General features: G+C 40.9%; 22 protein-coding genes and 1 pseudogene. All 23 read right to left on the reverse strand.

Annotation, left to right across the window (positions count from 1 at the left end; translation table 11 throughout):
• Positions 1 to 31: 31 nt before the first annotated feature.
• The 23 genes and pseudogenes from IAR63_RS02335 to IAR63_RS02450 all read right to left on the reverse strand — a co-directional run bounded on the left by IAR63_RS02335 (position 32) and on the right by IAR63_RS02450 (position 18,623).
• Positions 32 to 1,870: an ABC transporter ATP-binding protein gene (locus IAR63_RS02335; protein WP_187706441.1), complete on the reverse strand. Its 1,839-nt coding sequence runs from the start codon at positions 1,868 to 1,870 to the stop codon at positions 32 to 34.
• Positions 1,871 to 1,910: 40 nt separating this feature from the next.
• On the reverse strand, positions 1,911 to 3,128 hold the full coding sequence (locus IAR63_RS02340) for a glycosyltransferase family 4 protein (protein ID WP_187706442.1): 1,218 nt from the start codon (positions 3,126 to 3,128) through the stop codon (positions 1,911 to 1,913).
• A 1-nt stretch (position 3,129) separates the two neighbouring features.
• The gene (locus IAR63_RS02345) at positions 3,130 to 3,321 is read right to left on the reverse strand and encodes a class I SAM-dependent methyltransferase (protein ID WP_187706443.1); all 192 of its coding nucleotides are present in this window, start codon (positions 3,319 to 3,321) and stop codon (positions 3,130 to 3,132) included.
• A gap of 102 nt (positions 3,322 to 3,423) precedes the next feature.
• Positions 3,424 to 4,686, reverse strand: a complete 1,263-nt coding sequence (locus tag IAR63_RS02350; protein WP_187706444.1) for a hypothetical protein — start codon at positions 4,684 to 4,686, stop codon at positions 3,424 to 3,426.
• A gap of 279 nt (positions 4,687 to 4,965) precedes the next feature.
• Complete coding sequence (locus IAR63_RS02360) at positions 4,966 to 5,196, reverse strand: type II toxin-antitoxin system HicA family toxin (RefSeq protein ID WP_006278007.1); 231 nt, start codon at positions 5,194 to 5,196, stop codon at positions 4,966 to 4,968.
• Positions 5,193 to 5,432: a type II toxin-antitoxin system HicB family antitoxin gene (locus tag IAR63_RS02365; protein ID WP_187706445.1), complete on the reverse strand. Its 240-nt coding sequence runs from the start codon at positions 5,430 to 5,432 to the stop codon at positions 5,193 to 5,195. The genes IAR63_RS02360 and IAR63_RS02365 overlap by 4 nt, the downstream gene beginning before the upstream one ends.
• Positions 5,429 to 5,575, reverse strand: a complete 147-nt coding sequence (locus IAR63_RS02370) for an N-acetylneuraminate synthase family protein (RefSeq protein ID WP_187707329.1) — start codon at positions 5,573 to 5,575, stop codon at positions 5,429 to 5,431. Before IAR63_RS02370 ends, IAR63_RS02365 begins: the two co-directional genes overlap by 4 nt.
• A 307-nt stretch (positions 5,576 to 5,882) precedes the next feature.
• The gene (gene pseI, locus IAR63_RS02375) at positions 5,883 to 6,932 is read right to left on the reverse strand and encodes a pseudaminic acid synthase (RefSeq protein ID WP_187706446.1); all 1,050 of its coding nucleotides are present in this window, start codon (positions 6,930 to 6,932) and stop codon (positions 5,883 to 5,885) included.
• Positions 6,933 to 6,942: 10 nt separating this feature from the next.
• Positions 6,943 to 7,365 carry a GNAT family N-acetyltransferase gene (locus IAR63_RS02380; RefSeq protein ID WP_071242239.1) on the reverse strand — a complete coding sequence of 141 codons (423 nt, stop codon included), beginning with the start codon at positions 7,363 to 7,365 and terminating at the stop codon, positions 6,943 to 6,945.
• Positions 7,366 to 7,722: 357 nt separating this feature from the next.
• Complete coding sequence (locus IAR63_RS02385) at positions 7,723 to 8,301, reverse strand: DUF4351 domain-containing protein (RefSeq protein WP_187706447.1); 579 nt, start codon at positions 8,299 to 8,301, stop codon at positions 7,723 to 7,725.
• A gap of 493 nt (positions 8,302 to 8,794) precedes the next feature.
• A complete protein-coding gene (locus IAR63_RS02390) occupies positions 8,795 to 9,136 on the reverse strand; it encodes a DUF4351 domain-containing protein (RefSeq protein ID WP_407927167.1) in 342 nt (113 codons plus the stop codon).
• A 42-nt stretch (positions 9,137 to 9,178) separates the two neighbouring features.
• Positions 9,179 to 9,705 (reverse strand): annotated as a pseudogene (locus IAR63_RS02395) (Rpn family recombination-promoting nuclease/putative transposase); the annotation flags it as partial.
• A gap of 54 nt (positions 9,706 to 9,759) precedes the next feature.
• A complete protein-coding gene (locus IAR63_RS02400; RefSeq protein ID WP_187706450.1) occupies positions 9,760 to 10,350 on the reverse strand; it encodes a formyltransferase family protein in 591 nt (196 codons plus the stop codon).
• A 17-nt stretch (positions 10,351 to 10,367) separates the two neighbouring features.
• Positions 10,368 to 11,936 carry a UDP-2,4-diacetamido-2,4,6-trideoxy-beta-L-altropyranose hydrolase gene (gene pseG / locus IAR63_RS02405; protein ID WP_187706451.1) on the reverse strand — a complete coding sequence of 523 codons (1,569 nt, stop codon included), beginning with the start codon at positions 11,934 to 11,936 and terminating at the stop codon, positions 10,368 to 10,370.
• The gene (locus IAR63_RS02410; protein ID WP_115538092.1) at positions 11,920 to 12,606 is read right to left on the reverse strand and encodes a PIG-L deacetylase family protein; all 687 of its coding nucleotides are present in this window, start codon (positions 12,604 to 12,606) and stop codon (positions 11,920 to 11,922) included. Before IAR63_RS02410 ends, pseG begins: the two co-directional genes overlap by 17 nt.
• Before the next feature lie 87 nt (positions 12,607 to 12,693).
• Positions 12,694 to 13,488 (reverse strand): imidazole glycerol phosphate synthase subunit HisF, encoded by a 795-nt coding sequence (gene hisF, locus IAR63_RS02415; RefSeq protein WP_187706452.1) that lies wholly within the window; start codon positions 13,486 to 13,488, stop codon positions 12,694 to 12,696.
• Positions 13,482 to 14,123, reverse strand: a complete 642-nt coding sequence (hisH, locus tag IAR63_RS02420) for an imidazole glycerol phosphate synthase subunit HisH (protein ID WP_187706453.1) — start codon at positions 14,121 to 14,123, stop codon at positions 13,482 to 13,484. Before hisH ends, hisF begins: the two co-directional genes overlap by 7 nt.
• A 43-nt stretch (positions 14,124 to 14,166) precedes the next feature.
• On the reverse strand, positions 14,167 to 14,463 hold the full coding sequence (locus IAR63_RS02425) for an SPASM domain-containing protein (RefSeq protein WP_187706454.1): 297 nt from the start codon (positions 14,461 to 14,463) through the stop codon (positions 14,167 to 14,169).
• 49 nt (positions 14,464 to 14,512) lie between these two features.
• Positions 14,513 to 15,058, reverse strand: a complete 546-nt coding sequence (locus IAR63_RS02430; protein WP_187706455.1) for a radical SAM protein — start codon at positions 15,056 to 15,058, stop codon at positions 14,513 to 14,515.
• Between the two features lie 60 nt (positions 15,059 to 15,118).
• Positions 15,119 to 16,270, reverse strand: coding sequence for an N-acetyl sugar amidotransferase (locus IAR63_RS02435; RefSeq protein WP_187706456.1), 1,152 nt, complete (start codon positions 16,268 to 16,270; stop codon positions 15,119 to 15,121).
• A 45-nt stretch (positions 16,271 to 16,315) separates the two neighbouring features.
• Positions 16,316 to 16,933, reverse strand: coding sequence for a pseudaminic acid biosynthesis-associated methylase (locus IAR63_RS02440; RefSeq protein ID WP_115538920.1), 618 nt, complete (start codon positions 16,931 to 16,933; stop codon positions 16,316 to 16,318).
• A gap of 167 nt (positions 16,934 to 17,100) precedes the next feature.
• Complete coding sequence (locus IAR63_RS02445) at positions 17,101 to 17,874, reverse strand: cytidylyltransferase domain-containing protein (protein WP_223007686.1); 774 nt, start codon at positions 17,872 to 17,874, stop codon at positions 17,101 to 17,103.
• 20 nt (positions 17,875 to 17,894) lie between these two features.
• Positions 17,895 to 18,623, reverse strand: coding sequence for a DegT/DnrJ/EryC1/StrS family aminotransferase (locus IAR63_RS02450; RefSeq protein ID WP_235678333.1), 729 nt, complete (start codon positions 18,621 to 18,623; stop codon positions 17,895 to 17,897).
• Positions 18,624 to 18,636: the final 13 nt, after the last annotated feature.

Raw genomic sequence — 18,636 nt, forward strand, 5'->3', positions numbered from 1 at the left:
AAATAACCTCGCTTTTCTATTACACATACAGTTAATGGGCAGATTGCATCTGCCAATAATTGGCATATTTGGACCCTAACTCCAGTAATTCCTGATGAGTACCCCGTTCCACAATACAACCCTGTTCCATAACCAGAATTTCATCAGCATTCACAATAGTAGACAACCTGTGAGCAATCACCAAAACAGTGCGCTCCGCTTGAAACTGACCTAAAGCCTGCTGCACCAAACGCTCAGACTCACTATCTAACGCACTGGTAGCTTCATCAAGAATCAGTATTTCTGGCTGTTTTAGAATCGCTCTGGCCAGGGCTACACGTTGACGCTGTCCACCAGATAACCTATAACCACGTTCCCCCACCACTGTTTCATATCCCTTGGGTAATAACTGAATAAACTGATCAGCTTGAGCTACACGAGCTGCTTCTAGCACTTGTTCATCCGTCGCATTGGTCATTCCATAACGAATATTCTCTAAGATACTCTGATTGAATATAAATGTATCCTGACTTACCACCCCCAATTTACTTCGCCAGCTTTCCCAACTATAAGACTGTAAATTTAACCCATCTACTAATATTTCCCCCGTTGTTGGTGCGTACAGTCCAATTAATAAATCAGCTACGGAAGATTTACCTGCACCAGAACTCCCAATTAGGGCCACCACCCGATTCCTAGGCAATTTAAAACATATGTCCGATAAGGCAGGTAGGGAAGTGCCTTCATATTTCAGGGATACATGATTAAAGGTAATGGCAGACTTTAACCCCTTAAATATCTCACCACCCACTCGACTAAATTCCTGTCCCTCACCTCCTAAAATTGCATCTAAACGATCCATCCTCCCGGAGTTTTCTGCCAGTCCATTCATTGTTCCCGCCAAACCCTGAACCTGCATTGATAAGCGATTTAAAGCTAGAATAAAGGTGGCTAAAGCTGGCAGTACGTTTCCTTGCCCTCTCTGGAGCAAAAAGGAACCGGTGAGTAACAAGGCTGCAATGACAAAAATAGTCAGCGCGTTATTTAATGGGCTAGTGATAGAAAGTAATCTAGCTTGTCTTTGCAAGAAGACTAATACCTGTTTTTGTAAATAAACTACCCTGTTAATAGTTGAATGCTGGTAACCAAAAGTATGCACTACTCGCAAACCTTGAATGTTTTCTACCATGTCCTTAGCCACGTCAACCTGAGCTTGGGAGAGTTCCCTAGCAGTTGATTGAATTCTGGGTATTAAGTATCTTTGAAGCCAAATTAGCAAAACAAATAGTAAAATTGCCACAGCGGAGAGAGGTAGAGAAATGGTTAAGACTGTGATACTATAGGCGAAAAACATCATTATCCCAGTTAAAAACCCGCTCCACAGTCGCATTTGCATATCTACCGTACTACCAGCTTGACCTACGTATGTACTCAGGTCGCCTATTTTATAGCGACTGGCGCAGGAAAAAGTGAAACTCATGATGCGGGCGAAGACTTTCTCGGTCATCTGTGCTTGCACTCGGGCGGTTAAATCTCCAGATGATACTAAGCTGATGTAGGTCATCAAGCTGCGCACAACTTGTGATAGAACTGCTAAGCCAATCAAGAGTAAAAAAACTTCTTGGTTTTCTCCTTTCCATCTGTCAGCTAACCAGGGAAGGGCTGATTTTATTGTGTCCGGTAATTGGGGTAACTGATTGTCTTGTAAAACTCCCAGGGCTAGAAAAATGATCCCCAAGGTTGCAGTTTCTAAGGTTGCTGAGAGCAGATTACTCACAAAGGTAAATACCACTAAACTGCGATTGCGGTTCATGGTTGTGGCAATTGTTCTATAAGCAGGTGTGTTATATCTTGGCAGCGATCGGAGGAGAATTTTTTTAATTGGGATCATGGTGATCACTGATCTTTATCATGTTAAATATAGGGCAATTTCATGTGAGTAAGCTGTTATACACTTTTATATATTTTCTGGCTTGTAATTCCAAAGAGTACTCATTAACAGCTATCTCTCTACAGTTTTTACTCATTTGCTCCCGTATTGCTTGATTGGTTAATAGATCTACTATACCTTTGGAAAAATCTGCTGTATCTTCTGCTGGTGCTAAATATCCCGTAATCCCAGGACGGACCAAATCAGGTACACCACCTACATCAAAAGACACCATGGGTGTACCACAGGCTAGACTTTCTTGTAGTACTAAAGGTAAGTTATCCGCACGGGTGGGGAAGATAAACAGATCCGCTGCGGAAAAAACTACTGATTTTAGGCGATCGCTACTTATGTAGCCCAGATTCAAAGTGGAGATTCCTAGTCTAGACGCTATCGTTTCACCACCACTACCAAGGGTCAAAAGTATAATTTCTGTTTTCAGGCTTTGAGGCAAAGCTTCTAAGGCTCTCAGAAGTAAGTCACCACCTTTACGGGACTCTTCAAGACTAGCTGCACCAAATAATAAGACTTTTTTATTGGGGAGAATATCTAATATTTTTTTACATAGACTGGGGTCTATAGGTTTGTAAATATCTATGTCGATTCCATAGGGAATATGACTAATCTTAAACCGATTTAGCATACTGACTTGAGCCTGCTGTGTTAGCCAACGGCTAGGGGTAATGACACTTAGATTGGATTGTCCATAAACTAGATCTTTTAGCTTCCATTCTAAATGACTACTATCTACTCTAATAGACGGGTAAGTTTCCGGGTAGGGACATTGACCACAGCCGATTTTCCATCTATCACAATCGTAGCTATAGGAACAATGTCCAGTAAAACTCCACATGTCGTGAAGAGTGAAAATAGCGGGTTTGGATGCAGTGAGTTTAGATATAGCCAGGTAGTTAAAATAACCAGTATGCAAGTTATGGAAGTTGAGAATATCCGCATCCTCATAGAAGTTTTCGCGGTGGATGTAGAAGCTATTGAACAGGTGAATGTAATTTAATCCTAACCTTTGTGTAAGCCTGCCTATTACATTTTCTAATCTACTACTACGTTTCACAGTTCCTACACGCAAGTCGCGAGTTTGAGCAAAACCAACTAACAGTTTTGAATCAATGGATTGATTTAACAGTCCCTGATGAAGGCGGTAAGCTGCTATACCAGCACCTCCCCCGATATCGGATTGATTGATGTGAAGAACTCTCATTTTATTTTACTGGTTTTACAGATTCTACATAAAAGGGTATACCAGTTCGTAAATTATGGGCAATTACACTTTCACCTGTGAATATAAAGTTAATATTTGTCCAATCGGGGTGATAGCGGTTTCCAGAACCTAGATTAAGACAGGTTGTATGGGGGCTAGCTTCAGAATTTTCTGAGTTATGTATTGTTTTCACGAGTTATTCCTTTGAGAAAACCGGGTTTTTGCTCATTTAGTTGTTGAGATTGATGATCTAGAACAATTAGTAACGTGTGACCTGGTATGTAATGTCGTAGTCCTAATAATCTAATAATCTCAGTGGTGAAAACGTTTTTAGTTCAGCCTGGTCAAGTAAGTTGATCCATAATTTTTCAAATCTTTCATCATTTGAACAATAAAAACTACTCAAATATCTCTTTCTAAGATCACGGTCAATAAATGGAAAAATTCTGCCCCTATCTATTCCCAAAATTAGCTTTGCAGTGAGTGAGCTAGACGATGAACAAGAAATAATTTTTGAGAAGTTCAGGTGGTTGAAAAAAAACTCGACCGGAAGGTGGGAAAAATTCTTATCGATAACTGCTGCTTCATAACCCCTTTGAGATAACATATGACATAATACACTTGACTGATTCAATGTTTCTCTGGGATGTGACTTAATAATTATAAACTCATTTATAGAAGAGTATCTGATAACCTGATTAAAATACATCAAAGCTTCCCGTTGTGCCAAAGTCGAATTTGCGCGTTGCTGTATCAAATTTAGAGTTTTTTCCAAAGTATTTATCTTCAATAATAATAACCGTCTATTTGCAGCAGAAACCACTCTTAGTAGCCATAGCCACCCCAGACTGGGTCTCACCGAAGATGATTCAGTGAAGTTACTCGTTGTTACAAGAGTGAGTTTTTTCTCCGAATTATCAGTTAGGGATTTAGCGTAGGTTTTTAACTGCGTCATGTTTGAAGCAATATCGTTGATTATGCTGATCAAATAATCAATAGGAGGTTGGATAAAATCATCAACTAAAGAAAAACATTTACTCTCAATTTCTACTGGTGCAAAAATATAGGCTTGATTAAGTTTCCAATAGCCTCTTGGATTTATAGAAGGCTGATGATCTGTAGCACCCTTAATATCTAAAATACCAAAGCCATCACCGTAACATACTTTAACAGCACTTGGGCAACATTCAAGAAGAATTTCATTAAATGGTTGCCAGTTGCGGCAAACATATATTCTTTCAAAGAATCCTATATTGAGTTTTTGTTTAACGCTTTCGACCACTTCAAAAAATGAAGAACTGATTGATAAATCATCATCACTTAAATACTTAACTGATTTGAAGTTCCAATATTTGGATATGTTAATGCAAACCTCTTTCATTCTGGCAAGATTTTCATCGGAACCTTGGATATAAAAACCACCTAGGACTAAATGATCTTCCCAATATTCATTGGCTTCGTTTCTAAGTTGATATTTTAAAATTCCTAAAACGTTCAGTAGCTGGGCGGGTCCCTGAGCGGATACTACTCTAACTCTATCACTTACTGGTTGCTGCATATAATTAATCATTTCAAAGGATATTCGTCAAATCTGGGAACTTATTTGCTAGTATAGTCTCTATCAAACTCAACCGATGCTCAAACTCCGGCTCCGTTTCTGCACTTTGCAACTTACTTCATACTGTTTTAAGTAAAGAAAAATCTCAGCAAAAAATCGTCGGTAGAAATTCTTTAAGGATTTATGGTATTTTAATCAGTATTTCCCAACAGGTCTATTAAATAAATCCCTCAGATGGGGAATGGTCACAATATTAGAGTTGTTGGAAAATAAGGGATATTATTTTTGCAATAATTCAAAGAACATTTCTTTGTCAATGCCAATATCTTGAATCATGCCCATGAGAGTACCTTGCTTTATATCTTGTCCTGAATGAATAGGAACTACAACCCTGCTCCCGTTAATATTCTTGTAAATGGCATGACTACCTTTTTGCCGATCGAGATAAAAGCCTAATTTTTCAATGACCTTAATAAATTCTTTTGCTTTGACAGTAGGAAAGTTGCTCATCCTAAAATACTCAATGATTTAAAAATTAAATCCTCTTTAGGTATAGGTTGACTATCTGCTTTTAAACTTTCAAGATACAATTCAATAGCTTCTGTAATATTATCAATTGTTTCTTCAAAAGTGTCTCCTTGAGAATGACAGCCTTTGAGAATCGGGCAAAAAGCATGATAGCCTCCATGTTCTTCCTTTTCGAGAATCACGGTGTAATTGTAAATTTGTTTGCTGTTGTTGTTCATATATATTTTTTACCTGAACTGGTTTGAGCGCAAAATATTTTGGGTAAATCTCGAATTTGTCGTACCAGCTGATTTAATTCTTGGGGTTCTAAGGAGGCCTGATGGTCCGGACTAGGGAGAGTGCGATCGCTAGTAAAAGGAATTACCCGTGATTGTTTGAATTAACCCGCGCCTGGAGACTGTCCGTGGGTGATTATTCGTTATAGGTTGAAATTGAGACAGAGATATCCTACCACTAGCTACTTGGGTGGATGAGTCTAGTTAGTACGAACTGAGATCATATAGACCGTCAAAGCTCTGCACCTTATGGTTTAGTTTATATTTCATTTATATATGGGGAGAATAATTACCGCATGGCAGCATAATATCATAATCTGTTGCATAAATCAAGGATTGCGATTATTTTACATTTCTTTAGATCATATCCCACCAAGGGGTATCCCAAATGTCTCACTTCAACAACTCAAAGGATAAGGGGGTTCCCGCTTTAACATCTTTCTTCACAGCTAATCCGAGGAGTGATTCTAAATACTTGGGGGGCAATCCTAAGCCTGGACGAATCGCTCTCACATTCTCTTTGGTTAATATCTCTCCAGCTTTCATATCTTCAGCTACATATAAGCTACGCCTAAATATTAACGATTTTTTCTCCTCTTCGGTGGATCCATACCGAACTTGACCTAAAGCTTGCCAAGCTCTTTTCGACTCCACCACAAGTTGGGCCATTTCCTCCGGTTCCATGGAAAAACTGGCATCCACTCCACCATCAGACCGGGAAAGGGTAAAGTGTTTTTCTATTACACTGGCTCCTATAGCTACACTCGCTACTGATACCCCTATACCTAATGTATGGTCTGATATTCCTGCTTCTACGTTAAATAAATCTCGCAGGTGGGGAATTGTGGCGATGTTACTGTTCTCTGCACTGGCTGGATAGGTGCTGGTGCATTTTAGCAAAATTATGTCTTGACAACCCGCTTCCCTGGCAGCACGTACTGTTTCATCTAGTTCACATATATTGGCCATCCCTGTGGAAATTATCATGGGTTTCCCCGTTTGGGCAACTCTTCTAATTAGTGGTAGGTCGGTGTTCTCAAAGGATGCTATTTTATAGCAGGGAACTTTCAATGACTCTAAAAATTCAATGGCTGTCTCGTCAAAAGGGGTGCTAAAACCAATTATTCCTAGCTCTTCACAACGTTTGAATATTGGCTCGTGCCACTCCCATGGTGTATAGGCTTGCTGATAAAGTTTGTGTAGTGAGTTTCCTCGCCATAAAGAGTTGGGATCGTTAATGAAAAATTCCCCTGTCTCTATGTCTAGTGTCATGGTATCTGCTGTATAGGTCTGGAGTTTGAGTGCATCAACACCCGCTTTCGCTGCTGCTTCTACTATTTCTAGGGCTCTTTCAAGAGACTGGTTGTGGTTACCCGACATCTCCGCAATTATGAATGGGGGATGACTTTTACCTAATATTTTACTTGCGATCGCAATGCTCATAGGAATATGTTTAACTAAAGTTGATATTTATCATGTAGTGCGATTGGTCGGGAAGGGTTTTTACATACTCAAAGCCCAGTTTCTCAAAAAATTTGGGAATACGGGTCGTAATTTGAATCACTCCCTTATTCTCCTTGAGAAGGGTGTTAACTAGCTGGGAACCTAGGTTTTGATTTCTGAAGTCGGGATGCACAGCTAAGGATTCTAGAGTTCCCCCCTTGCTGTTGATAGCTAGGTAGGTAAATCCGACAATTCTGCTAAAGTTGTCAATGGCTATATAAACGGGAAATCCAACACAGTATTTCTCTATCAGGAGGTAAAAAACATTACGTGGTGGTCGGGGATAACAAGTGTCCAGTAGTTCTTTTATATCTGGGAGTATATTGTGTAAATTGTTTTTACAAGAAATCTGTATGGTGGTGGCTTGCAACATAATATATGAGTTAAGTTTATTTTAAAACAAAAGGGCGATCGCGAAGCACTCGCACTTGCGAGATCGCGAAGCACTTCCTAGCTCGCTAAGGAATTAACCATTATTGGGTTGAATCAACCCTTACCTGGAGACTGTCCGTGGGGGAGACCGGGAATCAATTCCCGGTCTCAAAGCTCAAGTCGGTTGAAAACCGACTGGTTTTGTCGTGGGTAATCGTAGGTTGGGTTGAGGCACGAAACCCAACAAACCAACGGGATATATATAAATGCGACTTCAAAGCACTCCCTACGGGCGATCGCAAAGCAGAGCTCCCGTAGGGAGTGCTTCGCAATCGCCCGTTGTAGACATTGTGACCGATTACACATCCAGTTGATTGCCATTTTGGATATCAACTTGTGGTTTTAGATCATTGGATTTTTCTGCGTCTTTTAACCATGCTTCTAAATCAGAAATCTGTTTAAAATCCAGTAAAGATTCACCCAGTGCTTCTAATTGCTCTAATGATAGTCTGTTTATCCTTTCCACCACAGGTAACTCAATTCCATCAAACTTGTGATTCAGCAACAGTAATATTATCTTTCGCTGTCCTTCTTGTCTTCCACGTTGTTCTCCTCGAAGTTCGCCTTCCTGAAGACCTTCTTGTCTCACTTTTTCTATATCTTGCTGGTACAGTGGTGCTAACCTCATAATTAACTCCTTATCTTCCCTTTCTTCAGCTGCATTTCTAAATGGTTCAAATATCCCTGGCAATCTGGCAAAACTGCCTAGTACACCTAAACCCGATAGTTCGGTGATTTTTTCACCTGCTGGAGAAAAGAAACAGTCTATTTGTCTAACTTCTCCTGGAACTCGCTTAGAAGATTCTATTTCTCCATAGGGTCTGAGTATTTCTTCTAAGTAGTCTTTGGCAAATTGGTCGTGAATGAATCGGGTCATTCTCTTAATCTTCCTTGTTCTTTCCTCTCAAAACTTTTTTGTGTCACCCATTAAGCGATCGCAGTTTATTTTAAAATCGTATTTGGTACACAAGAATATGGTGCTTAATTTACATTTATTTACAAAGCTGATGGCTTATTACACATTAGCTTAAGTGGTTTTTACACCACTCAACATTTGTTTCAAATCAAAAGGGCGATTGGGAAGCACTCCTTACAGGAGCCCGCCAGAGAATTACCCGTGATTGGGTTGAATTAACCCCTACCTGGAGACTGTCCGTGGGGGAGACCGGGAATCAATTCCCGGTCTCAAAGCTCAAGTCGGTTTTCAACCGACTGGTTTTGTCGTGGGTGCTTGTAGTTGGGTTGAGAAAACCCAACAAACCAACGGAATATATATAAATGCGATTCCAAAGCACTCCGTATGGGATCTCGCAAAGTAGAGCTCCCGTAGGGAGTGCTTCGCAATCGCCAGTTGTAAAAATTATGACTCATTACACATCTAGTTGATTGCCATTTTGGATATCAACTTGTGGTTTTAGATCATTGAACTTTTGTGAATCTTTTAACCATGCTTCTAAATCAGAAATCTGTCTAAAGTCCAGTAAAGATTCAGCCAGTGCTTCTAATTGAGGTACTGACAATTGCCGGATCTGTCCCAACCGTTGCTCCGACAACTCCCCCAGTCGCCGAGTTAGTTGGCGAATCACCATTTTCTGGAGACTCTCCTGGGTACCTTCCTGGCGACCTTCCTGGAGACCCTCCTGACGAATCTCTTGATAAAAACGAGACTGGGTAATATCCGTTTGTTTCAAATCCAGCAACTGCATAATCATCTCCTTCGTCAAATCTGGGAACTTATTTGCTAGTATAGTCTCTATCAAACTCAACCGATGCTCAAACTCTGGCTCCGTTTCTGCACTTTGCAACAGTTCCTTACCTATCTCCCCACTCTCCTCCTCATTCGTTCCTAACAACTGTAACAAGGTCAAATTGGGCTCAGGTTTTGCCTTTCCCTCAAATCCGTTAGGTACAGCCGCGTTACTCTTCGCTCCAACAACTCTCGGTAAGGTAACTCCGCACCCACATTATAGCCTCGACTGGGCAAAATCAACAAACCTTTCCACGGGCGATTTACTTCATACTGTTTTAAGTAAAGAAAAATCTCAGCAAAAAATCGTCGGTAGAAATTCTTTTCTGTTTGCATCTGGACTTCTGCAAACACTATGGGGACTGTAGGGTCATCCGTTACGGGTGTAAAAATGCCATCAAAATCAAATTCAGTTTCCTTTATTACCTGGGCGCTATAACTAAACTGCCAATGGGCATCTACCCCAGGGATTAACTCCGCCAGCATCCCCGGTTGTAACAAAAATAATTTATAAAACCATTTATCCGTTTTCATATATGTGAATTTAAATTAAATGGGCGATCGCGAGAGTTAATTACTAAAATTCAGTCACAGAGCGGGTTGACCATAAATTTTAACCACGTATAATCGACCTGCCCAGTCAAAAAATGCCGGGTAACGTTCATTATCTACCACCCGTAGTAAATTAAACTGATCACCTATGGAAATATGCGGATCCAGCTTACTGTCTTGGGGTGTTCGACGGGGATAGAATGAGGATTTACCCACTTGAGGTCGAGTTCTTTTTAATATGTCGGGATATTCTCTGACAAATTCCTTACACAATTCTAATGTGGACTGGGCTTGGGCGTGGCGCAGCTCATCTATGGTTTCATGACCTTGGAAATGTAACCATTGCTGTAAATATATATTCCCACTGTCTACCTGTTTTGCTGCTTCAAACAAGGTTACAGGAATGTCATTTTTGCCTTCCAGAATTTGCCAGGTCAGCGGTGACCAACCTTTACCTTGGGGTAGTTCACTCTCATGCACTACTAGGTTGTGTTTAAATTGTGACAGAACAGACGGAGGAACAATCTTGCCATAACTGAGATAGAAGCATAGATCCCCACCTTGCAAGTCTCTGATGTGGTGTGTCCACTTAACATGATGACCTTCCTCTAACCAGTCTGTTAACAATTGGGCAATGTAGTTGTTTAACCAACTTTGACTGTCGGATAGAATGGTAAGCGAAAGGTTCTGATTGAAGGTTCTGATTGAAGGTTCTGATTGAATGACGGATCTTCCTCTTGGAAACCTAGGCGCAAAAACACTGCACTCGATGCTGGATTATGAGACTTTACATCCGCTCTTAAGTATTTGGGTTTAAGAGAGTCTAAAGTATCTACCCCCATTTTTACAAGAGAGGTAGCCCAACCTCTTCCTCTTACTAGGGTATCTAGGGAATAGTCAATTAGTGCTTCTTCATCTTTTAGGTCAAAACGAATTTGTCCAATCGGTAGGTCGGATGCTTCTAATACACAAAGGTAACAATCATTATCTGCTATTTTTCTGTCAAACCAAGCTTCATGTTCTTGCCAACTGATAGGTTCTGAATTAAAAGACTGACGACGCACTTCTATATCATTTACCCAAGCATAATAAAACCACTTATCTGTTATTCTTGCTCGCCTTAGCCTTAGTTGATTTTGATGAGTCGGTTTCAAATACTCTGTAACTCTTTTCGCTCCTAACCCATCTACATAGTGTCTACATCCATAAGATATTTTCTCTAGGGTATCGGTATTATGAAACAGCGAACTTATTGAATTTTGTATATCCTCTATTTTGACTGTATTGGCAGTGCCTAGGTAAATAATGGCCCCCACATCCAACAAAGCCAAACAAGCTGGAACTTGGTTTTCCGCAATACTAATGACTAGGCTAGGTAATCCTAAACACAGTCTTTCCCAAGTAGTTGTACCTCCAGCTCCAATGGCTAAATCCGCATGAGCCATTAGCTGGGCTAGGTGAGGAAGGTTTTCATAAAAATTGGTTCGAGGACGCTGTTGAATTTGTTGTTGTAATAGTAGTTTATGGGGATTACTAGAACCTACTACTACGTCCAAATGTAAGAAGGCAAATTCTGGAGCAGACAGGGCGGATAGGACTTTACCTGTAATGTTTTGCGGATCAGTACCACCCAAGAAAATCAGCACTCGCTCTAATTTACCATTACGGGAAGCTAAGGTCTGACGATATTGCCAATATTCGGGACTCAGTAAGGCATAATGGCAACCCAAAAGCAATTGACAATCATTAGGTACTAATTTCTCATAACTATGATTGGGTAACTGGTAATTCTGATCCAGTAACACATCACAATCATGGGGGCGATTAGCTAAGTCGTCTATGATTAGAATCTTACCCACATGGGGGCGCAATTTCCTCTCCCAAAATTGGTCTATGCCATAATGGTCTACAATTAACCAGTCGGGAATTTCTCCCTCTAAAGCTTCTATGGTCTCTGCTGCATCGGTTTCTGAACTGACTCCTAACCACTGAGTGTAGTATTCTACTGTTGGTTCACACAGTGGCGGTGCTGGTAAAACGGTAACAGAAAAAGCAGATCGGGTAAGCAGGTGGACTAAATTACCGGGGTGATCCCGACAGATAAATCTCACATCCGCACCTCGAAGGCGTAATTCCTCTGCTAAGGTGCGACAACGCACTAAGTGTCCAGACCCCATGGGATGGGAAGAGTCTACTCTAATGGCTACTTTCATCCAGGTGTCTCCCTAGAATAAAGGCTTCTGCTGCTTTCACTCCCACTGTTGCTCCACGCCATCGTGCTAAAGCGGTAACTGCTTCTTGAGAGCGGGAATGGGGGAAAGGACGCAACTCCTCCTTGTAAAAAGCCAACGCTTGCTGTTTTAAGGTCAAGGTATGGGAAATATCTATAAACCAGTTGGGTTGAAAATTGGGCGCCGATCCGGGGGGTTGCCACTCAGTGCTGGAAGCTACTTCAAAAAATAGGAGAGTTTTGACCGGATGTTGGGGTTGGGGACGACATGCTGTCACTACCGCTTGATGTACTTTTTGATGATCTATGTTTACATCTCCAACATGGTGGGTAAAAACTGTATCCGGTCTATAACGAGCGATCGCCTGTTCTACCTGTTTTACTATTGATAATAGGGGAACTGTATCCAGTTGGTTATCAGGAAAATCACTGAAACTGATGTCAGAAATTCCCAAACAGTGTGCTGCTTTTTTGGCAGCTAGGTGACGACATTCCAGCTCTGATATGTTGTGGGCATCGCGGGAAGAAATGCCATCAGCTAAAAATATAATGTTTACTGGCACCCCTTGAGCAGTGTAAGATGCGATCGCACCTCCACAGCCCAATACTTCATCATCTGGGTGAGCAGCTATAACAAGTATAGACTTAACCATTTTCTAATTTAGGCGCTTGAAGCCACTATAGCAAATCAGAACCTGTAATTATAGTATAAACAACTGTGAGGAATAAAAGTCTGTACATTATGTTGTAGCAAAGTTTAGACGAACTGGTATACCTGCCTTTTTCATGGCCTCTTTCGCACCTGCTGGAGTCTGTTCTGTGAAATGGAACATGCTTGCAGCAGCAACAGCAGAAGCACCTGATTGTTTTATTGCCTGAATCATATGATTATAGTTACCAGCACCACCAGAAGCAATAACGGGTATTTTTACTGATTGGCTTACAGTCTCAATTAAACTAAGGTCGTACCCCTGCATCATACCGTCATTATCAATCGATGTGATCAGTATTTCACCAGCACCGCGATCCTCAAGTTCTCGTGCCCAAGAAACGACTTCTCGTCCCGTATCCTTAGAACCAGAATGGCTAAAGCAAATCCAATCACTCCTAGATTTACGCTTTACATCAATGCTTGACACAACACACTGTGTCCCATAACGACGTGCTATATCAGTTATTAAGGATGGTGAACTGTAAGCTGCTGTGTTAACTACAATCTTGTCAGCACCTGATCGAAGTAGATTTTGAACATGATCAAGTAGATTTTGAACATGATCAATATTAGTGACTCCACCACCGACTGCAAAAGGCACAAAGCATTCCTGACTAAAGTCAGCAATGGATTCAAAATCGGGAGATTCACCCGTAGTATTGGCTGTAATATCCACCAATATCAACTCGTCAACATCACGCTGGTTGTACACTTTAATTGCGGGTAAAACTGAACCTACTCTTCGCCAACTATTAAATCGAGTTCCCTTGACCAGTCCAAACTGTTTCCACAACAGGGTTGGTATTACCCGCACTTTTAGCATGGCTGACCATCAAGAAAATTACGTAGAAGTTGTATCCCAGCCCGAGAACTTTTCTCTGGGTGGAATTGTGTACCCCAGACCCTTCCGAGTCCTATTGCTGCCGTAAATGAAATATCATATTCAGCCCTCGCCAGCACAGTACTTTGTTCGTCTGGCATAAACACGTAGCTGTGTACAAAGTAAAAGTCTGTACCATCACTAATGCCATTTAAAAGACATAGTTTCGAGTCTAGCTTAGTAATGTTGTTCCAGCCCACATGAGGAACTCGCAAAGAACAGCCTTGAGATTTAAGACTCACCACTCGTCCAGGGATCAACCCCAAGCCTTCCGTCCCAGTGGTCGAATCTAATGTACCCTCCAAACCAACATTGGCCAGGAGTTGCATGCCAAGGCAAATTCCTAATAAGGGTCGGTGATAGCTAGTGACTTCTTCTTTAATTGCATCTACCCAACCTCCTTTTACCAAAACTTGCATGCAGTCAGTGAAGTTACCAACGCCAGGTAAAATAAGTGCATCAACTGCATGGAGATCAATGGCACGGTCAATTAGAACAGGTTTAGACCTTAGCTGTTCAACGGCCGTTGCAATAGACCCCAGATTACCAACACCGTAGTCAATAATTCCTACCTTCATAAATTGTCACCCGAAAAAAACAATCTGCTTGTTCGAGGGAACGTCATCGCCACCTTGGAACTAAATACTTTCTGGGACGCACTACATTACAATTAGCACATAGATCAGGATAATTCTTGTTCATAATCAGTTCTCTTAAATACTGATATTTACTACCCGTAAATAATTCTTTTATGTCGTCAGTGAGAATATTTCCCATAGGCAGTTTTGATGTCAGATCATAACAGCAGGGAACTATTGTACCGTCTGCACGAATAGTCAGAGTGTGTTCAATATGATCACATTCAACTGAATCTGTCCCATCAACTTCCCAAACCGTGTATTCTTCAGATACATTCATATGTGGCCAGACCATTGCATATGTGGGCTTAAATTCATCCACTTTATCCTCAAAGATTTCTTTTAACCATGTTGGAACTTCTGGTTGAATCTCTGAATTTCTCTGAATCTAAAAATTGTGTTGTGGAAATTGCCACTCTGATTGGATGTCTTAATTCTTCCTTTTTAGTTAAAAAGTGAGTGATGTTGTTTATTACTCGTGAAGATGAAGAGTTTACACGTATCTGTTGATTTTCACTTTTATTTAAACCATCAAGGCTAAACTCAATGAGGTCTAGAGGAGTAGATAGTAAGGATTCACACTTGCTTTGACTCAAAAGCATTGCATTGGAAACCATTTTTATAAAGAAGGGTTTTATAGACTTAATAGCAGTAATCATTTGGCAAATTGATTTGTTTAAAAGAGGTTCGCCACCATGATATAGAACTACAACTTCAACTTCATCTTTATACTTCGACAAATTTTCTAAAACCTTCTCAAAAATTATATCACTCATGATGTCACGAGTCATTTCAACAGTCCCAGTTGGGCAGTGACTACATGCAAGATTACACTTGCTTGCAGGTTCGATTCTCACAACCTTTAGTTTTGGCATTTTGTTTTTCCCAAGCATTACTAAGATTTGTTGGCGTTGCTGAAAAGTGCTTATAAAGTCTCATAAGTTGTCGTAATTAACCTTGGTTAAGTTTCCATCATTATCCTTAATCAGAGATCCTGAAACATCTCGTTTGAATATTTTCTTGTTCGTAAATCTATCGCACACAGTAGTAAATTCTGGAACCGTCATACCCAAAGGACGTAATATGTCCTCAAGGGACTTACCCAAATATTCCCAGGGAAATTGACCATCAAGACGTTTCACTATGTCTAAGCCATCCTGGCGAGTTAGACGTTCTCTTCGAATATGTAAACAGGCCAGATCCGTAGCGCGTCCGAAGCCAAACTTTAAAAACTTGAAATAGTCGTGAATACCGGTCTGGTGATTGTCCAAATTCTCATAATTAACCATCGATCCTTCAACGGATTTAGAGTAAGTTGTAAAACCATTAGCTATGGCAATCAGCCCATTAGATAAACCATCCCAAGGTAGATAATGACCTAGGAAAAGCCCCGTCACACCGACCCGCGCCAGCTCGTCATCACTTGGATAGGTGTAGTGAATCAAATGCTTTGCTTCAATTCCGTCTTGTCCAATCAGATCCGATACACGCATCCCTAATAAACCGCCAAACTCCTCTAGCCATCTCCGTGTAAGTACATTGTTTTCTGACGCAGCAGCAGGACCACCATACTCGTTTTGTGAGTTTTCACCCCATATAATCAAAGGAACATTAAATTGGACAGCAGCGCGCACCGGTATAGTAAAAATACCCACATGTTCCGGCCAGGATATGTCTCCTACTTGAGTCAGTCCTATACGATTGAGTTTAGACCTCACCAAAGGATTTGGTGTAACCTCAATATAATCTACTCCTAATTGCTTGAGATTTTCAATGTTTCGCCTACCTATAGGGGATAGATCACAAGTTGTTGAAGTTACACAAAGTGGATTTAAACCAAGTTGTAGCATTCTCACAACCTGATAGGTGCTATCCTTACCACCGCTGACCGGAACGATACAATCCCAGTTAGTACCATCTCTAGAACGATACTTGTCCAGTAACAAAATTAGCTCTTTATACCGGGCATCCCAGTCCACTTCCCTGCGTCGTTCATAGCTGCGGCAAGCGTTACACACACCTTCCTCATCCAGAAATAAATCTGGCTTGGTAGATGGCATCACGCAACGTTTACAGTAGGTGAGCATAAGATTGTCTCCTGTTTGTTATAATGTGTTTTATGGTCAGTATTTCTACTTCTCAAGTAGGAACCAAGTAATATCGTCTTGAGGAAAGTTAGGATCGCGACGATAAAAAAAGCCATAGTCAACTAGACTGAATTCGGGGTAGCGATCTAAGATTTCACCAGCAAAATCTCGCTTAAACAAGCGATCTAAGTGACCTCTATAGGGAATGGCAACTGGCGAGGGATTGTAATACTCTGCAATTAATAAGTATCTACTAGTGGCATTATTTAATTTAGTATAGACAACGGGTAAGTATTCCGGATTGATATGAATAAGAACCCCTTTGATAAGAACAAGATCCCAGTGACGCGGTTGACAAAATTCAAGTATTGATTCTGAATATACATGCTCTGCAGGAATGACATTGGTTAGTTCTCTGGCGGCCTGTTGATTAATCTCAATTCCGTGCAAATCAATGCCAGGGTAAAGCAATTTGAGAGCCTTTAGATTCATGCCAATGTTAGCGCCAAACTCTATACAGTTTCTTATACCCTTAGCGGCGTAGAGCGTTCTTGAGAAAAAGGCTAAGTTAGATGCAAGCAATTGTTCGCTTTGATTACGCTGAATATAGTCTGTACCAAAATCACCTGCCCAAAATTGTTCTTGCTGTGTTTTATAGTTCATGTTTATACTCCAAGGGTCATTTCCAATCTGCAATAACAAATTATGTATATTCTCAATCAACAATTTTTTCGCCTAATTCCGAGAAATTCTAATCACCTCAGAAGATCTTTCTAGCGTTTAAATTATTTGGAGACTATCCTTTTACCACCTGTTAAGGTCAAAAAGATTCACTCTCCATACTTCTTCTGTTCTATATGACTATTAATAAGATACCATTCTGGTCGTTCTCCCAGCAGTCGCAAGCAATCTTCTAATGTAAAATTAGGTACATTGGGATAAACTGCTTCAATGATTTTTTGAATTAACTCAAAATCTTCGGCGGTGTCGACGGTCCATCGGTGATGACTACAATCTTGGGAATAAAGAACGTGACCCAAACGATATAGTACCGGTTGCCTATAAATAAAAGGCGTAACGTGCTCGCGGTCTGGTTGTGACCTAGCCCTTACAAAAGCTTCTTGTAGCACTGAAAATGGAAAGACTTCAGTATCCATCCCTCTGGGGTAAGTGCGTTCTAAGCTGTTAGACACATAGTCATATTGTGAATGGTTTTTTAGGTAGTAATCGATTACCCTATTAACCACTTGAGGATCAATTAGAGGGCAATCAGAAGTCACGCGAACCACCACTTTTGCTTGATGTGCCACAGCAGCTTGATAATATCTTTCTAAAACATCAGCTTCAGAACCTCGAAAGTAAGCGACTGAGAGGCGATCACATAAGTCAATAATAGGAGCATCAGTTTTATTTGTCGTTGTCGCGATGACTATTTCATCAGCTAGTTTGACCCCTTGCAACCTCTCAATTTGGTATTGGAGCAAGGGTTTACCCAACACCTGCTTCAGTATCTTTCCCGGTAATCGGGTAGAGGTCATTCTGGCTTGAACAATTATTACAGTTTTTATTAAAGGAAAATTAGGTTCTAAGGTTTGCATATTCATGGTCGAACTTTCCTATTTCTTCACCCTTCACTCAAAATTTTCCTCAAAACACTCCCAACCTGCTCTTGATTTTCCTCCGTTAAATCATAGTACAAAGGAATACTAATAGCCTCCTGATAGTATTGTTCAGCCTCGGGAAAATCCCCCCACTTAAACCCTAAACCCTGATAATAGGGTTGAGTATGCACAGGAATATAGTGTAAATTAACACCTATCCCAGCTCGCCGCAATTCCTCAAAAACCTGTGTATGAGTCTTAGCAATCCTATCCAACTTTAACCGGATAACATAAAGATGCCAGCTGGACTCAGTCTCAGGATGTTGCCAGGGTAAAACCAGAGGAAAGTCTTGAAGCAACTGATTGTAGCGAGCTGCCAAAAACCTACGTCGTGACACAAAATCATCCAAACGCTGCATTTGACTCAAACCCAAGGCCGCCTGAATGTCCGTCATGCGGTAGTTAAATCCCAAATCCAGCTGCTGGTAGTACCACAATCCATGGGACTTACCCTGCATCAGATCTGGATTGCGGGTAATACCATGGGTTCGCAAGCGAATCAGCTTTTCATACAAGTCCTGCTGATTTGTCACCACCATCCCCCCCTCTCCGGTGGTAATAATTTTTACAGGATGAAAACTAAACACTGTCATGTCCGAAAACTGACAATTTCCTACGGAACTGCCTTGATATTTGGCACCAATAGCATGGGAAGCATCCTCCACAATCCTAAAACCATACTTGCGGGACAAAGCCCCAATCTTT

Source organism: Cylindrospermopsis curvispora GIHE-G1 (assembly GCF_014489415.1).
Lineage (GTDB): Bacteria > Cyanobacteriota > Cyanobacteriia > Cyanobacteriales > Nostocaceae > Raphidiopsis > Raphidiopsis curvispora_A.

Coding starts and splice junctions, on each gene's coding strand:
- IAR63_RS02390 (WP_407927167.1), bottom strand. CDS start 9,136: ATGATTATGCAGTTGCTGGATTTGAAACAAACGGATATTACCCAGTCT.
- IAR63_RS02385 (WP_187706447.1), bottom strand. CDS start 8,301: ATGACCCGATTCATTCACGACCAATTTGCCAAAGACTACTTAGAAGAA.
- IAR63_RS02440 (WP_115538920.1), bottom strand. CDS start 16,933: ATGAACTATAAAACACAGCAAGAACAATTTTGGGCAGGTGATTTTGGT.
- IAR63_RS02435 (WP_187706456.1), bottom strand. CDS start 16,270: ATGCTCACCTACTGTAAACGTTGCGTGATGCCATCTACCAAGCCAGAT.
- IAR63_RS02335 (WP_187706441.1), bottom strand. CDS start 1,870: ATGATCCCAATTAAAAAAATTCTCCTCCGATCGCTGCCAAGATATAAC.
- hisF (WP_187706452.1), bottom strand. CDS start 13,488: ATGCTAAAAGTGCGGGTAATACCAACCCTGTTGTGGAAACAGTTTGGA.
- pseI (WP_187706446.1), bottom strand. CDS start 6,932: ATGAGCATTGCGATCGCAAGTAAAATATTAGGTAAAAGTCATCCCCCA.
- IAR63_RS02430 (WP_187706455.1), bottom strand. CDS start 15,058: ATGCCAAAACTAAAGGTTGTGAGAATCGAACCTGCAAGCAAGTGTAAT.
- IAR63_RS02340 (WP_187706442.1), bottom strand. CDS start 3,128: ATGAGAGTTCTTCACATCAATCAATCCGATATCGGGGGAGGTGCTGGT.
- pseG (WP_187706451.1), bottom strand. CDS start 11,936: ATGAAAGTAGCCATTAGAGTAGACTCTTCCCATCCCATGGGGTCTGGA.
- IAR63_RS02425 (WP_187706454.1), bottom strand. CDS start 14,463: ATGAATGTATCTGAAGAATACACGGTTTGGGAAGTTGATGGGACAGAT.
- IAR63_RS02410 (WP_115538092.1), bottom strand. CDS start 12,606: ATGGTTAAGTCTATACTTGTTATAGCTGCTCACCCAGATGATGAAGTA.
- IAR63_RS02365 (WP_187706445.1), bottom strand. CDS start 5,432: ATGAACAACAACAGCAAACAAATTTACAATTACACCGTGATTCTCGAA.
- IAR63_RS02360 (WP_006278007.1), bottom strand. CDS start 5,196: ATGAGCAACTTTCCTACTGTCAAAGCAAAAGAATTTATTAAGGTCATT.
- IAR63_RS02380 (WP_071242239.1), bottom strand. CDS start 7,365: ATGTTGCAAGCCACCACCATACAGATTTCTTGTAAAAACAATTTACAC.
- IAR63_RS02445 (WP_223007686.1), bottom strand. CDS start 17,874: ATGAATATGCAAACCTTAGAACCTAATTTTCCTTTAATAAAAACTGTA.
- hisH (WP_187706453.1), bottom strand. CDS start 14,123: ATGAAGGTAGGAATTATTGACTACGGTGTTGGTAATCTGGGGTCTATT.
- IAR63_RS02350 (WP_187706444.1), bottom strand. CDS start 4,686: ATGCAGCAACCAGTAAGTGATAGAGTTAGAGTAGTATCCGCTCAGGGA.